Below are 13,390 nucleotides of genomic sequence, written 5' to 3' on the forward strand. Positions count from 1 at the left end.
TTTAAACTTCTCACCAAAATTACGAGATAATCGTTTGTCAAAACTCTTTTTAAAACCTTCTAAATTTGCCATTTTTGATCAGTTTTATACAACCTTAAACGGTCAACGTATTTCAGGCATAGACAAAGTAAAATGTCAAGCTTCATTCATAATGACAATCAGTTAATTTCTGATGACGAGAGTAAAAGCTCCTCCCTTTAGACCTGTACTGAGCGGAGTCGAAGTGCGAAGGGAGGTGGCTTCGCCATAAGCGAAGACGGAGGGGATTGAAAGCCCAAGATATGGGGCAATAACCAAAGATAAGGTAAAGTAAAAAGTCAGGGATTTCAACCCTTGTCTGGCGGTAGGCAGACGGAGTCGAGACCTATAAAGAGAAACCAATGATGTGCGACTTCTCTCCCGATAGGTATCGGGAGTCCCATAAAAAGGGACTCTGTCGAGGTGACTGCATCCGTCATTATTAGGAGCTTTGGCGACGAAGCAATCTCTTCACTCAAAAAAGAGATTGCCACGCTACGCCTGCCTGGCGGCAAGGCAGGCTCGCAATGACCATAAATGTCTGGTCGGGCACAGTCGAGACCTATTAGCAGAGAAGTCGTACACAATGTGATAATTGGTTATCGCTAGTTGTGCAATACCATTAGGGCATCTCCTAAAGAGTGTTTATGGAAAATAGTTTGGGTTTCTAACCCAATACTAATAAAAAGATAATATTGCCATTGTGCCAAAGGGAATTTCTTTCTTATTATTGTAAACTGTTAACCACTATTACTTACAGTACTTATGAAATTCAGATTTATTTTTTTGTTTTTAATTGTTTTATCCCCCTCAGTCCAATCCCAAGACATTTCCCAGTTACACTTTAATGGAAACAAGGAATTTAAAGTGGTACAGTTTACGGATACCCATGTTAATGTGGAGCAAGGGAAAAACGTGGATGCCTTTACTACCATTAAAAAGATATTGGCCATAGAAAAACCGGACTTGGTAGTCTTAACGGGAGATATTGCTACTGATGGCAACCCTGAAAAGACTTATAAAGAATTTGAGGCTATTTTTACCGAAGCCAAAATGCCTTGGATCGTTACCCTTGGAAATCATGATTCCCAAGCTGATCTTTCCAGGAAAGAAGTGGCAGATTTTCTTCAGAATTTAAATTACTGTTTAAATAATGACCAGGGGGATACCTATGGTAACTCCAATTTTGTATATCCTGTCCGCAGTAGCGATAATAAGAACGAAGCGCTTATTTACGTCATGGATTCCAATGCCTATAGCACTCTAAAACCTCAAGTAGATGGATGGGGTTGGTTTGATAATAGTCAAGTAAGCTGGTACAAGGAAAAAAGCAAGGAATTTACCCAACTAAATAATAACGAACCCCTGCCTGCCATTGCCTTTTTTCATATTCCGTTACCTGAGTATTACCAGGCATGGAAGAACAAAAAAGTAAAAGCCATAGGGAAACGAAAAGAACAGGAATGTGGACCGGAAATTAATACGGGTATGTTTGCGGCCATGCTGGAAGGCAAGGATGTGATGGGCACTTTTGTGGGCCATGATCACAATAACGATTATATAGGGGTGCATTACAATATGGCCTTGGCTTATGGTAGGGTTACCAAAACTAAAACCTATAACAAAGCGCCTATAGAAGGGGCAAGAATAATTGTTTTGAAAGAGGGAGAACGTAGTTTTGATACTTGGATTCGAGAGGTAAACGGCAAAAAAGTCTACCCCTGTTCATGGCCGGATTCTTTTATAGAATAGACCATCATGTTTTTATGAGCTTGGCCTTAGCTATTCAATACTTCCAACACTCGATCTGGGGTAAATGGTAGGTGCCGTAGGCGTTTGCCCGTTAATCGTAAAAAAGCATTGGCAATGGCACATGCCACCATAGGTGTTGCCGTTTCGCCCACGCCCTCTGGCCTTTCGGAAGACACAATAAATTCGGTTTCAATACTCTCAGGGATGTCCTGCATCCGGAGTAAGTGATAATCATGAAAATTTGACTGTTGTACCTTGCCGTCCACAATAGTAATCTGCTCTTGCAGCACACTGCTCATCCCCATTATTAAGCCTCCTTCCATTTGGGCCTTTACATTGTCCGGTTGTACAATGACTCCGGCATCCAAAGCCACCCAAAAATGATGCACCTTGATCTTTCCTGAACTTCGGTCTACCGAAATCTCACAGATTCCCGTACCCAAAGACCCGTGTTCTACGAAGGCTACTCCTTTGGCCCTATCTGCCAAGGAAGGTTTGTCCCAGCCCGACATTTTAGCGGCCTGTTCTAAAGTGGCCAACGCCCGTGGTGCCTTGCTCATTAATTTTCTTCTAAGGGCTATGGGGTCCATACCCTGGCCCAAGGCTATTTCATCCAGCATTGATTCTATGGCAAACTTATTTGGGCCATGGCCTACCGCGCGCCAATGTTTTAATCGAATCCCGTGCCACGCCTCGCGCCATTCCACAAATTGATTGGGAATATCATAATGGTCATTCCTGGACCCACTGGCCACAAGATTTCCGCCATCCCCTACAACACAATGGGAGAGTCCGGTGATTGATCCATTTTTATCCACAGTAGCCTTTAACCGTTGTAGGGATAAGGGTCGGAAAGTGCCATAGCCCATATCGTCTTCCCTGGTCCATATTAATTTAACGGGCAGCGGTGCCATTTCTTTGGCCAGCATGGCAGCTTCAATAATATAATCGTTCATACTTCTTCTGCCGAACCCTCCACCTAAATATTGCAAATGAATAGTTACATTTTCTGGAGGTATTTCCAAGAGGTCGGGGACACCCAATTTTGGGTCGAACCCCTGCTGGCTACCCACCCATACTTCGGCGTTTTTTAAATCTTCCGAGACCTGAACCACGGCATTTAGGGGTTCCATTTGGGCATGGTATACGTAATCGTTCTTAAAATAGGCCTCATAGGTTTTGCTCGCCGATTTCATGGCGGCATCTACATCCCCTATTTCCTGAATAACTTTACCTTTTTTTTTCTGCTTGGAAATTTTCTCATAGGTAGGATAGATCTCTTGTGAATTGTAACCCATTGCCTGGGTATCTCCCCATTTAATTATTAATCGTTTTTTCCCCTGTAGCGCCAGTTCCAGTGTCTTGGCAATTAACCCGATAGCATAATCGAAGGGGATTATTGTGAGTATTCCATCCATTGCCAGAATTTCCGCTTCATTGGTCAAGGTAGGTTTGGCACCGTGTAGGTTTCCCCTTTCCAAAACTCCATAGACCATATTGGGTAGCCTAATGTCTATGGCAAACTGTGCTGTGCCATCAACCTTGGCAGGAATTTCGGAACGTGGGATGGTATTGCCTATGAGTTGGAAGTCTTTTGGAGGTTTTAATTGCTCAGAGGTGAAATCGGGAATGGTCTCGGGCATTGCCAAAACAGGCACCAATTCCCCAAAGCTTATTTTTCTATTCGTTGCCGCATGAGTAACAAAACTATTCTTCGCTGATAATTCGGAAATGGGGACCTCCCAATGTTTGGCCGCACTGTTCAATAGGACATATCGGGCCTGTGCACCTGCCTTTCTCATAACCGGATAGTAACTATTGGTAGACCGGCTGCCCACAGTAAACATAAGCTTACTGCCCGGAGCCCATCCTTCTGATCCATAAATGGCTACTTCTTGTGGTGAAAATTCCACCTTTACCCTGGACCAGTCTGCATCCATTTCCTCTGCAAATATTAAGGGCAAGGCGGTCATAGATCCCTGTCCCATTTCTGCAGCCGGATTATAAATGGTGATTTCACCATCTTCAGTTATTCGTACCCATGCTGTAAGTGGATGTTTTTGTAGTTGTTCCTTAATTCCTTGTGTATCCTTGCAGGAAATCATGTAGGGTAGAATACCGGACACGCCTATGAAAAGGGCCACTCCACTGGAAGTTTTTAGGAATTCCCTACGATTTACACTATTTGGCGCTGTAGACATCACATTGGGTATTTATATTAATTATGGGCCTAGATCAAGTTTGTGGAACTTTGCTTTCAGATGCCAACTTAATGGCTTTTAAAATTCGCAGATAAGTACCGCAGCGGCATAGGATGCCGTTCATATGCAATTTTATTTCTTCGGTTGTAGGATTTGGGTTTTCTTCCAAAAGGGCAACCGCTTGCATTATTTGCCCGGAATGGCAATAGCCACACTGGGGAGCTTGTGCTTCTATCCATGCCTTTTGCACGGGATGGTCCCCTTTTTCCGACAAACCTTCTATGGTCTTTATTTTTTGTCCGCCCACAAAATCGTCTACCTGTAACATGCAGGCCTTCATGGGTTTACTATTGATATGGATGGTACAAGCCCCGCATTGAGCAATGCCACAGCCGTATTTGGTACCCGTAAGCCCTAAATGTTCCCGAAGCACCCAGAGTAGGGAAGTGCCGCTGGCAACTTCAACCTCATGCATTTTATTATTTATATCCAAGGTGAAATTCGCCATATTAAGGAAAGATTAACGTATAAGGTACAAAAAAAAGAAATTGGCAACTGTTAAATAGACGTAATTTCAAGGGAGCCTTGGATGGGGTTGGAGGTTGTTTAATTGACCCTAAACCTTAAAATTGAACCCCGTGCTCGGCAGGAAATTGCAAGGGAATGTCCTCCCTGTTTTCCCCAAGGTTTTGCCTTAGGTCTATTTCAATTCCTCGTGCAATGGTAGAAATGGGAACGTCATTGGCAGTGCCCTCAAACGGATTTTCTCCCGTACGGCCGATTCTTTCCATGGTATGGAACATCCAGGCCACAGCAGTATAAACGGGGATAGAGAACAATATAAATAAGTCGCCCAATAAGGAGTGTTTATCTGCGAATCCCTGTCCTATTTCAACGAATTGAGGAACCAATGCCATAGGTAGAAGGAGTAATAAAAGCCACATAAAATAATGGTTGAGGGAAGCATATTGTCTGGGATATGGAAAATTCTTGATGCGTTCCGTTTGCCCTTGAACGGTTAAAAGTTCTTGGACAAGTCCTTCCAGTTCAAGAAAAGAGAACTCCCAAAGTATACCGTTTTCCTTAAGTTTTTTTAGGTGATGGGATTGTAAATATAAAATGGCGGTCTGATGATTATCCTTGTTCATGACATACTCCATATCGGTTGCGGACAAATACGGTTGTAAATCCTCTTCCAGGGAGGATTTCTTTTCCGGTGGCTGTACGCCCCATTCGCGATTTGTTTTATTATTGCTGGTAGTTTCCCATGGCTTTGGCTGCCGCATGGCATGTCTTAATGCCGTCATCCACGCAATATGCCGGTAGGTGAGCACTTTCACCTCTGCTTGGATAGTTTCTTCTGATATAGTCTCCTTAGCATGCTCATTGGAGAGCATGTCTTGAGCAAATACACCAAAGGTGCGGGAGGTGTTGACAATTCCGCCCCAAATTTTTCTAGCTTCCCATATACGGTCATATACGGCATTATTTTGAAATCCGATGACAAAGGCCACAGCTGTACCGATCAAGGCCATTGGTGTCCATGGAATTCTAAACCAATCCATATTTAGAAAATAATAGCTTAGAACCCATAAAACAATAATGAAAATGAACCATAGGGTTTCAAACCGTGTCCATTTTGCCATAGTAAGTATTCGATAAACTTTTCCTGTGTACATAGGTGGTTATGGGTATTGGTTCTGTTATAAATAGTGGTCAATTGTAGTGCATAGGTTGTAGTACACTACCCCTAAATATAGCAAATCCATTTTTTATTGGGGTGGTTATATCAGTAAACAGTTATAAGTTAACAGGGGTCAGTAATGAGTAATCAGTGAATAATGTCGAAGGTGGAAAGTCGAAATATTCAAAAATCAGATTGCCGCGCTACACTCGCAATGACGTATTGCTGCATGGTGGTAGACCGGCGGAGTCGAGACTTATAAAGAGAGACCAATGGTGTGCGACTTCTCTCCCGATAGGTGTCGGGAGTCCCAGAAAAAGGACTCTGTCGAAGTGACTAATTAGGTAATTACGAGGCGCTATGGCAACGAAGCGATCTATTCACTCAAAAAACAGATTGCCGCGCTACTGCCTAATTCGGGATAACGATAAGTAATTTTGTAAAGAGGTGAGTAAAAGCTCCTCCCTTTTGCCAAAGGGAGGTGGCTTCGCCATAAGCGAAGACGGAGGGTTCTGAAAGCCCAAGATTTTTGACAATGAACAATTACCAATAAACAATAAAGGAAGTGCAGTGAACTGTAATTAGTGAACAGAAGTCAGTGTTTAGTTTACAGTGAAAAGTGGACATAGCAGTCACTTCGACATGAGCCTAATTTCAGGACGATTGAGAAGTCCTTCCTCTGGCGAGCGTCACGCTCGTGCTAAACCCTTTTCAATGATATCTATATAATTCCCAGATAAAGTGAGCCTGCCCAGCCTTTAGGTTGGCGCAGCGTTGCAATCTGTTTCTTTAATATAGAGATTGCTTCGTCGTCAAAAACCCCTCACAATGACGGTAAAATGTCAGGTCGAGCGCAGTCGAGACCTATAGGGTGATACCTCGATTCTTTCTTTCTAATCAAATGACCTGCTACCAGCCTCCTTCAAGACCCTTTCCGCCTGAATGAGGTGTCTTTGATTGTGATAGACGACCACTCTGAACGTATCTCCCAATCTGAGTTTGACCCATTTGGAAATGGAGATGGCCGTTTTGGTTTTAACAAGATCTGCCCGTGAGGCAAGTTTCAAGACATTTATCAAGTCCTGTTGTTGGGCAATAAATTTGATGAGTACCGTCTTATCCAGAGAACTGCCTATGGGATTCATGGAGCTAAAGGTTTTCATCTTGTTCAACTTTTCCTTGGGAAGCATAGTGTTGGCAAAATAGTTGCCCAACCAGCCGCTTTTAAATTTTTCCGCAGGCCGGTGTCGGGATGCTATCAGCCGCTTTTCAATTTCAGGAATATAAAAATCCCCATATCGGTTTAAATGTTCCAAACATTCCAAAATACTCCAGCTTTCAGGAGAGGCTTTCCAGTTTAAGGTTTCCAAAGGTAGGGTTTTAAATTGTTCGGCCTTGGCTTTATATTCCTGGCTGCGCTCCAACAAATCCTCCAATAAGTCCTTAGATGCTATTTCCATTGTTTTTACTACAAAATTGGCTGCTTTGAACGATTAAAACATTGATTTGAATTAAGATTTTTTGATCCTTGAAAGTGTTTCAGGGGTCATCCTTAAATAGGAAGCTATGTATTTATGTGGTATTTCCTGAAAGAGTTGGGGACTGCGCTTTAGGACTCTTTTATACCTATCCAAGGGAGACACGGTTAAAATATCCCGTTCCCGTTCCATCTGTTGCAATACTAACTGCTCCAAAATAAGTTGCCATGTTTCCAGATTTTCGGGGGAGGATCTAATATAATTGGTAAAGACCGACTTGCCAATGACTTTAAGGTTGGTTTTTTTTAGTGCCTGTATATATAAATCGGAAGGCGCTTCATTTAGAAAAGAATCCAACGCCGCTATAAAATTGTCCTTATAGCCAAATCTTATGGTGTGTTCCTCATTTTCCTCCACCACAAAAATTCTTAAACTGCCCTCTACCACCCAGTAGAGGTTAGTGTCCAAGCTTCCCTGGACCTTTACATATTCGTTCCTACCCAGTTCCAGTTCTGTACTCCATAAGCCTTCCCTGTCTATTTGTTCCTTTAGGTGGGTAATGGGATTCATTTTTCTAAGTGATTAGGCTTTAATGCTAATAACAATTTTCCCTTTATGTTTTCCCTCACCAAAGTACTGGATCAATCGCCCCGCATCTTCTAGGGGATATGGGCCATCTATCTGGCATTTGATCTTCTGCTGAGCTATCAGGTCACAGATATAATCCAACCCAATATTTGATTTTAGGGCAAGTATTTTTAAACTTTTAGTACTGAACAGGGGTACAAGTTTGCCCCACAGCAACAATCCAATTAGATTGAAAGGCTTGCCGCCTATACTTACATAACGTCCATTGGGGTTTAAGGCTTTGAGATAGGAAAGTGAAGCTTTGTTGGACTTACAGTCTAGGATAAGGTCGTACCGTTCCCCGGCCTTGGTGAAATTCACCTTTTTATAGTCGATCACCTGATCATAACCAATGGTTGTCATCATGGCCAGTTTTTCTTGGGCATCTACTCCTGTTACTTCACAGTTATGAAGTTTGGCCAACTGTAGTCCAATGGTTCCCACACCGCCACCGCCACCGTTGATCAAAATTTTTTGTCCGTCTTTTATGTGCCCTATGTCCCGCAATGCCTGTAAAGCTAGACAGGAGGCATGCGGAATGGATGCTGCTTCCTCAAAACTTAGGGCTTGGGGTTTTTGGATAACCGCATTTTCGTTAATACTGATATATTCTGCAAAGGTGCCAAAGCCGTAATTAGAGGTGTCGCCCATGACCGCATCCCCGATTTTAAATTTCGTGGCATTTGCCCCGACGGCTGCAACGGTACCCGATAATTCCATTCCCAAAAGGCCATCTTTAGGTTTAAAAAGTCCGAACATTAATCGGTACAAATAGGGTTTGCCCGAGGCGAGACTCCAGTCGTAGTCGTTTACGGTAGTAGCATGGATCTTTATCAGCACCTCCTTGTCCTTTGGGGAGGGTATTGCGGCTTCTTCTACCCTAACCCCCTTTTCAGGCGAGCCATATTTTTTACATTTAATAACTTTCATTTGGTTCTATTGATGTCCTAATTTAATCATTTGATTTTAATGGGTTTTTCAAAATCTTCGGTCATAGTATAGGGCATTTTCCAGATTTCACCCTTGAAATTTCCAAAATACAATTCGGATTTACTAAGCTGGTGCGAATCTCCATCGGCCCAGAAAAAAGAAAACGGGGCTTTATAATTTACAGGCCGTCGCACATAAGAATGACTTAAAGGACTATGCTCCGTTATGGTTTTTATCTTTTTCCAGGTTTCTCCTTTATCCTTGGATTGCCAGATGGCCAGTTCACCACCAACGCCCCATTCTTGAGGTCCTTTTTCCGTAGGCCCAACAATTTTCCAATCGTCTTCTCCAATAAAAAGGCTTCCCATATCATAATTATGGTCCGAGGTGGTTACCACAGTGGTTTGCCATTCCGTGCCGTTCCATTTGGTAATGCACCATTCGTAAGGGGCGCTTTTAGGACCGGGTTCGTGGCCATTACTTCTAATATATAGACAGGCGGGATGCCCTTCCGCTGTAAAGCCCATATCTTTTAAATACAGGTTTTTATTTTGAGAGGCATAATCCATCACTCTGGCGGGACTGGCTAGGTCCACAAGAGGTACCGGTGTATTTATGCCGTTTACAGTGGTCCAAGTGGCTCCAAAGTCGGCCGATTGTATATAGTATAAATCTGTTCGTTTATCCACGTTGCCGTTGGGATGTCGGTTAAGAAACGTTCCTAACACCTTGCCGTTATATAAGTCGCTGGTCTGATAATGACCTGATTTTTCACCCTCCTTTTCAGGGATGGCGGCGAGTAATTTATCATCGGTCCAAGAGATACCGTCCTTACTGGTTTCAAAATAAAGTTGGCGTACGCCTGTGTATTTTGTAAAAAATTGAAAGAACCCAAAATCGGTATACCTAGGTTGTGGGTAGGTCATTTCCTCTTCCGTAATCTGCACAAATTCTTTTGTGGAATATGGCATTTTGCTTTTGTATTTATAGCCTGGTCTTTGAGCGCCCCGCCCACTTATAAATACCCAAATATAGCCAGAGGCATCGATCAAAATGGAGGGGTTGTCATGTGGGTCGTCTACCCCATTTTTATCATATACCACGGTGGGTTGTGAAACCATTTCCGTTTTATGGTCGAACTCCCCGATCATACATAGCAGGTAACGTTTGTCTTCAGAGGGTGTTCCTCCGTATACAAAAAAAGTTTTTTCAACTTCGGGGGCATATATGGCTAGGGGAACGTGTTTTGCGGTGTAGGTTCCCAGCGCTCCTGAGTATTTGTCCCCATATTCGTACTTCTGATTCAGTTCGAACCAAATACCTCTGTAACCATTAACTTTTGTATTGGTCAAGCTTTGGCAGAAGGCATGTCCAACACAAAAAACAGTAAAAACTACTACTAATAATTTGAGATTTCTTCTAGTGATGTTGCTTTTCATTTTTCTTATTTCGATTTACTAAAACTTATTTTTTTGATGCCTCTCTCACTGATATATTCCCTTTTCTCATGAAACCCAAACTTTTTATACAGGGCTATGGCCGGTGCATTGGCCCAACCGGTTTCTACAATAAGGGTTTTCGAATCGTCATAATTTTCTAGGAATACTAGCAGTTTTTGGGCAATTCCCTGCCTAAAATATTTTGGATGTACTACAAGGCTGCAAACATCGAGTGTGTTTTTAAGTTGGTCTATTTCAGCTGCAGCGGCCAAAACATCCTTTTTCCACAAACCAAAAAATTGGGTGTTGCTATTTTGTATATTGGAAAGAGTCCTTCTTAATGGGGGAAAATCAGTAACGCCCAGTAATGCAGCCTCGATGCGATAGGATACTTGGAAAAGCGCGTGAATTTTTTCAGCATTGGAAATCTTGGAATGGGCTATTTTTTTGATCACGGGTTTAATGAGGACAGATTAACAGATGAATATAGTTCCAAATGAGATATCTAATATAGCAATTCTTTGTTTCTCGTTCGTGGATCAAGGTTCAATGTTGAAGGTTGAAAATCCTATGTCCGTCACTTCGAGTGATTTTATAGAGTGAAACGAAATAAAATTGGTTTGAGAAGTAGATGGTGAATAGTAAGCAGCAGTTGGCAGTGAGCAGTAATCAGTAAACAGATTGCGGCAATGACGAGAAAATGTCAGGTCGAGCGCAGTCGAGACCTTTAAGCAGTGGCCAATGGTGTGCGACTTCTCTCCCGATAGGTATCGGGAATCCCAGAAAAAGGGACTCTGTCGAGGTGACTACAACGGGCAGGTGAGGAGCAAACGTAACGAAGCACTTCTACTATAAAAAACAGATTTCTGCGCTGCGCCTATCTGGCGGTGTTAGGCTTTCATAGCGGGTAAGGTGCGGAAAATATTGTGGTTATTTTTTCTAGATAAACTATTCTGATAACAAATTCGATGTCCCTTTACAAATAGCAAAGGTATCTGTTTCAATTACCGTGCAGGATCTAGTATGGCACTCTGAACATTAATTATCTGATATAATGATTTAAAAGTGCTATTTCTTATTTACAGTATAGACACCCCCAGCAACCAAAAGTATACCTAATCCTAAATAGATATATCCCTGTTGTTTGCTCCCTTTATCTGAAACATCGAGTTCTATATCCAACACTTTTACAGAGGCTCCGCTATTATCTATTTTATTTAAACCTACATACCCAAGGGCTAGGCCACCAATTATTAGAAGGATTCCTATTACTTTTTTAGTATTCATAGTTGGTTATTTATTGTTAAATATCAACAAAATTCCACGAAATTAATAATAATGTTAACAACAAAATGCAGTTTCTAACTGGGTGATATGGAATTTGCTACCAATATGAGAAAATGAATAATGGTGGTAATGAAATAGGCAATAGGCGCTATTTGATCATCCCTAAATTAATGACTTCCTGTTCGGTAAGATGTCTCCAGTGTCCACGCGGCAGGTCTTTTTTGGTGAGTCCGGCATAAACCACCCTGTCCAATTTTACGACCTCGTATTCCAATTCTTCAAAAATACGGCGTACAATTTTGTTCCTGGTACTCTTTAATTCTATTCCGATTTCCCGTTTAGGGGCATTTTCAATAAAACTAATATCATCTACCCTAACCACACTATCTTCTATAGAAATGCCTTCCTTGATTTTTAGGAGGTCTTCGCCCCTAAGGTTTTTGTTAAGCTCTACGTGATATATTTTTCGAAGTCCGTTTTTTGGTTTTGTAAGTCGCTTCGTCATTTCCCCATCATTGGTAAACAACAAAAGTCCTGTGGTACTCTTGTCCATTTTACCTACAACGGTAAGTTTGGATTTGGAAGCACTTGAAATAAGGGAGGCCACGGTTCTTCTTCCATGCTCATCCTTGGGAGTGGTAACAAAGTCTTTGGGCTTATTTAAAATTACGTACTCTTTTTTCTCTGGATTCAATAAGCGGCCATCAAATTTTACTTCATCGGTAAGTTTTACTTTGTAGCCCATTTCGGTAATAGGCTTGCCGTTAACGGTTATGTTTCCTGCAGAGATATAAATATCGGCATCCCTACGTGAACAAACTCCTGAGTTGGCTACATAACGATTTAGACGCATTACATTGGGGTCGGATGGTGGCTGTGCTTCCGCTTTCTTTCTTACCGGCGCGTTGCCCCTGGCATAACTTTTTTTTCTAAAAGTGCCTCCTTGCCTACCTGATGCCTTTTTGTCGTTATTAGAATCTGACCTACCCATATGTACTTTAATTTGTTGCAAAGGTAGCAAAGGAAATCATATGTATAACCTAATGAAGTGGGAATTAGTGATTCTTAGAGAATTCTATTCAATACCAGATCAACATTGATCAATAATATACTAAATACGCCTAAAATGATGATCAATTTAAGAATATTATGTAGCCATACATAGTGTTTTTTGCTGTTCGATTTTACCAAAAGGACCAAAAATCCCAAAAGTAAAAAAATACAACCTATAAAATAGAGGTACATATAGCCTACATCAAAATATTCGATCAAGAGAAAGGAGGGAAGCAATGTTAGGCCAATTAGAATAGAGATACAGGTCTTGGAAAATTTTGCTCCGTACAATATGGGGATGGTCTTATAGTTTTGGGCCATATCCCCGGCCATGTTTTCTAAGTCTTTAATCATTTCCCGGGCCAAAATTAATAGGAAAAGAAATAGGGCATGCACGAATATGACAGGGTCAAAATTTTTGTAATACACAAAAACCGCAAAAAATGGAGCAATGGCCAATGTTGCAGAAACAAAATTCCCCAAAAAAGGTACTCTCTTCAACTTGTGGGAATATAACCAAATGCCGAAAATGTAGGCAGAAAAGAAGACTACAGCTTTAAAAGAGACGTAACTAGCAAAGAAAACCGAAAGAAAATTTAATAAGAAATAGGTGCTAAGTTTGGTGCGCTGACTTACCAAACGGTCCAACATGCTCTTTCTAGGTTTATTGATAAGGTCTTTTTCCGCATCATAGAAATTATTGATGATATATCCGGCTGCGATGACCAAAGCAGAGCTGAGTACTATAACAAAGAGGTTGCCATCAAAAACAACTTTTCTAAGGGGTAAATGGGGTGCTAAAATATAAATGGAGGCCAAGTACTGGGCCAAAATGATCATCAGAATATTGTATCCTCTGACCACAGAAAACAGGCTCAGGAACTTTAATAGCAAGAGCTTGTTTCTTCTACTAAGCATAGG

12 protein-coding genes are annotated in these 13,390 nt (G+C 41.7%); 1 reads left to right on the plus strand and 11 read right to left on the minus strand.

What is annotated here, in order from left to right; translation table 11 throughout:
• The first annotated feature begins 783 nt into the window (after positions 1-783).
• The gene (locus CWD90_RS15020) at positions 784-1,770 is read left to right on the plus strand and encodes a metallophosphoesterase family protein (protein WP_103476902.1); all 987 of its coding nucleotides are present in this window, start codon (positions 784-786) and stop codon (positions 1,768-1,770) included.
• Positions 1,771-1,796: 26 nt separating this feature from the next.
• Here CWD90_RS15020 and CWD90_RS15025 read toward each other — a convergent pair whose 3' ends face one another.
• From CWD90_RS15025 to CWD90_RS15075, 11 genes are all read right to left on the minus strand, one after another.
• Positions 1,797-3,971: a xanthine dehydrogenase family protein molybdopterin-binding subunit gene (locus CWD90_RS15025; protein WP_103476903.1), complete on the minus strand. Its 2,175-nt coding sequence runs from the start codon at positions 3,969-3,971 to the stop codon at positions 1,797-1,799.
• Between the two features lie 34 nt (positions 3,972-4,005).
• Entirely contained in the window at positions 4,006-4,479 is a 474-nt protein-coding gene (locus CWD90_RS15030; protein WP_103476904.1) for a (2Fe-2S)-binding protein, read from the minus strand.
• 115 nt (positions 4,480-4,594) lie between these two features.
• Entirely contained in the window at positions 4,595-5,536 is a 942-nt protein-coding gene (locus CWD90_RS15035; protein WP_239986530.1) for a bestrophin family protein, read from the minus strand.
• 1,012 nt (positions 5,537-6,548) lie between these two features.
• On the minus strand, positions 6,549-7,115 hold the full coding sequence (locus CWD90_RS15040; protein ID WP_192878033.1) for a DinB family protein: 567 nt from the start codon (positions 7,113-7,115) through the stop codon (positions 6,549-6,551).
• A 51-nt stretch (positions 7,116-7,166) separates the two neighbouring features.
• Positions 7,167-7,703, minus strand: a complete 537-nt coding sequence (locus tag CWD90_RS15045) for a Crp/Fnr family transcriptional regulator (RefSeq protein ID WP_103476906.1) — start codon at positions 7,701-7,703, stop codon at positions 7,167-7,169.
• 12 nt (positions 7,704-7,715) lie between these two features.
• Positions 7,716-8,690 carry an NAD(P)-dependent alcohol dehydrogenase gene (locus tag CWD90_RS15050; RefSeq protein ID WP_103476907.1) on the minus strand — a complete coding sequence of 325 codons (975 nt, stop codon included), beginning with the start codon at positions 8,688-8,690 and terminating at the stop codon, positions 7,716-7,718.
• Positions 8,691-8,716: 26 nt separating this feature from the next.
• Entirely contained in the window at positions 8,717-10,129 is a 1,413-nt protein-coding gene (locus CWD90_RS15055; protein WP_103476908.1) for a BNR-4 repeat-containing protein, read from the minus strand.
• A gap of 5 nt (positions 10,130-10,134) precedes the next feature.
• On the minus strand, positions 10,135-10,584 hold the full coding sequence (locus CWD90_RS15060; RefSeq protein WP_103476909.1) for a GNAT family N-acetyltransferase: 450 nt from the start codon (positions 10,582-10,584) through the stop codon (positions 10,135-10,137).
• Positions 10,585-11,197: 613 nt separating this feature from the next.
• Positions 11,198-11,416 carry a hypothetical protein gene (locus CWD90_RS15065; protein WP_103476910.1) on the minus strand — a complete coding sequence of 73 codons (219 nt, stop codon included), beginning with the start codon at positions 11,414-11,416 and terminating at the stop codon, positions 11,198-11,200.
• Positions 11,417-11,564: 148 nt separating this feature from the next.
• Positions 11,565-12,407 carry a pseudouridine synthase gene (locus CWD90_RS15070; RefSeq protein ID WP_103476911.1) on the minus strand — a complete coding sequence of 281 codons (843 nt, stop codon included), beginning with the start codon at positions 12,405-12,407 and terminating at the stop codon, positions 11,565-11,567.
• A gap of 74 nt (positions 12,408-12,481) precedes the next feature.
• Positions 12,482-13,387 (minus strand): geranylgeranylglycerol-phosphate geranylgeranyltransferase, encoded by a 906-nt coding sequence (locus CWD90_RS15075; RefSeq protein WP_103476912.1) that lies wholly within the window; start codon positions 13,385-13,387, stop codon positions 12,482-12,484.
• Between the last annotated feature and the right edge of the window lie 3 nt (positions 13,388-13,390).

The organism is Arenibacter catalasegens, assembly GCF_002909235.1.
GTDB lineage: Bacteria > Bacteroidota > Bacteroidia > Flavobacteriales > Flavobacteriaceae > Arenibacter > Arenibacter catalasegens.

What these genes read in the sequence shown, in the direction of transcription:
- CWD90_RS15020 (WP_103476902.1), top strand. Translation starts at nt 784, where the DNA reads ATGAAATTCAGATTTATTTTTTTGTTTTTAATTGTTTTATCCCCCTCA.
- CWD90_RS15025 (WP_103476903.1), bottom strand. Translation starts at nt 3,971, where the DNA reads ATGTCTACAGCGCCAAATAGTGTAAATCGTAGGGAATTCCTAAAAACT.
- CWD90_RS15030 (WP_103476904.1), bottom strand. Translation starts at nt 4,479, where the DNA reads ATGGCGAATTTCACCTTGGATATAAATAATAAAATGCATGAGGTTGAA.
- CWD90_RS15035 (WP_239986530.1), bottom strand. Translation starts at nt 5,536, where the DNA reads ATGGATTGGTTTAGAATTCCATGGACACCAATGGCCTTGATCGGTACA.
- CWD90_RS15040 (WP_192878033.1), bottom strand. Translation starts at nt 7,115, where the DNA reads ATGGAAATAGCATCTAAGGACTTATTGGAGGATTTGTTGGAGCGCAGC.
- CWD90_RS15045 (WP_103476906.1), bottom strand. Translation starts at nt 7,703, where the DNA reads ATGAATCCCATTACCCACCTAAAGGAACAAATAGACAGGGAAGGCTTA.
- CWD90_RS15050 (WP_103476907.1), bottom strand. Translation starts at nt 8,690, where the DNA reads ATGAAAGTTATTAAATGTAAAAAATATGGCTCGCCTGAAAAGGGGGTT.
- CWD90_RS15055 (WP_103476908.1), bottom strand. Translation starts at nt 10,129, where the DNA reads ATGAAAAGCAACATCACTAGAAGAAATCTCAAATTATTAGTAGTAGTT.
- CWD90_RS15065 (WP_103476910.1), bottom strand. Translation starts at nt 11,416, where the DNA reads ATGAATACTAAAAAAGTAATAGGAATCCTTCTAATAATTGGTGGCCTA.
- CWD90_RS15070 (WP_103476911.1), bottom strand. Translation starts at nt 12,407, where the DNA reads ATGGGTAGGTCAGATTCTAATAACGACAAAAAGGCATCAGGTAGGCAA.
- CWD90_RS15075 (WP_103476912.1), bottom strand. Translation starts at nt 13,387, where the DNA reads ATGCTTAGTAGAAGAAACAAGCTCTTGCTATTAAAGTTCCTGAGCCTG.